The following is a 1,704-nucleotide window of genomic DNA, read 5'->3' as shown; positions in this document are numbered from 1 at the left end:
TGTTCGAAGCTTGAATGTCTCCAATACCGTTTGTATGATTGTTTATGAAGCCCTCAGACAACAGGAGTTTGCAGGCTTAGAGCTGGTCCATCAGTATGAGGGAGATAAGTTGAAGTAGGAAGAGACTCTTTACAAAAGGAGTTTCGTTGTAACTTTTGATATTACAAAACACTTGCAATAGCAGGTGTTTTTTGTTATGATTAAGGAGTCTTCAGGGCAGGGTGTAATTCCCGACCGGCGGTGACTTTTACTAGGAAATGCTCTTTTCCTTTTCTACTTTGTTGCCAAGCTTTGCCTAACTAGAAGTTATGCCTAGAGCTTGTCGCCTCGTCTAAAAGAAAAATCTCCATTTCCATAGTCTAAAAGAAGTCCGCGAGCGCAAGCTGATGTGGTGTGACTCCACAACCGACAGTATAGTCTGGATGGGAGAAGACGAGAGAGGAACAAACCTGTTCTTTTTGACGATGGACTTGATGGAAATTTTGTTGATTTTATAAGAAATTAGTCTTTGCGCTTTTTACTTGTAGCATCAGGGCTTTTTTGATCAAGTACCAAGGAACTGTTTAAGTTTTCTTTAAAACGATTGAAATAGAATAAGGTTAAGGGAATCTTTCCAACTTCTTCTAATTTTAGTAAAAATTGGAGGAACCTGTGATGACAAATACTCGTAAACTGACCCTAGTGGCTGTTTTATCTGCACTTTCTTTTCTATTGATGTTTTATCAACTATCAATAGGGATTGATTTTTTAAAGGTTGACTTTAGTACGATTCCAATCTTACTCGCCTTAGTTCTATTAGATTTGAAGAGCTCAGTTGTGGTGGTTTTGATTCGATCGGTTCTCAAGTTGGTTTTGAATGGTCGAGGAGCTGAGACCTTGGTTGGCTTACCAGTTAACATAATTGCTGTCTTAGTCTTTGTCTTAGCATTTGCAGTCATTTGGAATAAGAAGAAAAACCAGGTTCGGTTTGTGATTGCTAGTCTAGTTGGGACCATTGGTTTAACCATTTCCATGCTCCTAGTCAATTACTATTATGCCATCCCTCTCTATGCTAAATTTGTTGGTTTTGACATAGCAAAGATGGTCGGAGTTGAAAAGTATCTTCTCAGTATGGTTGTTCCCTTTAATCTAATAGAAGGACTGATTTGGGCTGTGACCTTCTGGATGGTATACACTGTCGTACAGCCCCTACTTAAAATCTATGAAAAATAAACAATCTCATTTTTTAAAGGGCTCTTTTGCCCTTTTGTTATTTATGATTCTGGGCTATGTAGTCAAATTTTATCCTGAAAATTTAGTCGGAATCGATCAACCGATTCAATCGGCTATTCGCGGGGATTTACCAGCCTATTTGACAGCCTTCTTTACCCGTGTAACAGTGCTGATGAACACACCAATTGTTGCATCCTGGGTTGGCGTTATCGTCCTCTTCTTTGTCTGGAAGAAATGGTATACGGAGGCCCTCCTCCTCACCGGGAGTTTGGTTACAACTGGATTACTCGTGGTGATCCTGAAACACATCTATTTACGTCCACGGCCAGCACTTCAACATTTGGTCCAAGAAGGGGGCTATTCTTTCCCAAGTGGCCACTCCTTGGCAGCCACCCTCGTATTTGGTAGTTTGATCATTGTGGTAGGGCAACGGATGACCTCTCAAGTCGGGAAAGTCCTGGCTCAGCTTGCCCTCTTCCTTTGTATGGTGAT

The 1,704-nt window shown here is 40.8% G+C and carries 2 protein-coding genes, 1 pseudogene and 1 riboswitch; all 3 genes and pseudogenes read left to right on the top strand.

Annotated features, from left to right (window positions below):
• Positions 1–118, top strand: a pseudogene (locus tag ACLOR3_RS00315) (tRNA (uridine(34)/cytosine(34)/5-carboxymethylaminomethyluridine(34)-2'-O)-methyltransferase TrmL); the annotation flags it as partial.
• A gap of 85 nt (positions 119–203) precedes the next feature.
• A riboswitch (FMN riboswitch) is annotated at positions 204–438 on the top strand.
• 216 nt (positions 439–654) lie between these two features.
• Positions 655–1,212, top strand: coding sequence for an ECF transporter S component (locus tag ACLOR3_RS00310; protein ID WP_195323678.1), 558 nt, complete (start codon positions 655–657; stop codon positions 1,210–1,212).
• Positions 1,202–1,704: phosphatase PAP2 family protein (locus ACLOR3_RS00305; protein ID WP_412036877.1), on the top strand; the 503-nt coding region annotated here is incomplete at its 3' end. The genes ACLOR3_RS00310 and ACLOR3_RS00305, both read left to right, overlap by 11 nt.

The organism is Streptococcus intestinihominis, assembly GCF_046824975.1.
Taxonomy (GTDB): domain Bacteria; phylum Bacillota; class Bacilli; order Lactobacillales; family Streptococcaceae; genus Streptococcus.
This window is presented reverse-complemented; position numbering and strand designations above follow the sequence as displayed.

Bases quoted from the DNA above. Each gene is read 5' to 3' on its own strand.
- ACLOR3_RS00310 (WP_195323678.1), top strand. From the start codon at position 655: ATGACAAATACTCGTAAACTGACCCTAGTGGCTGTTTTATCTGCACTT.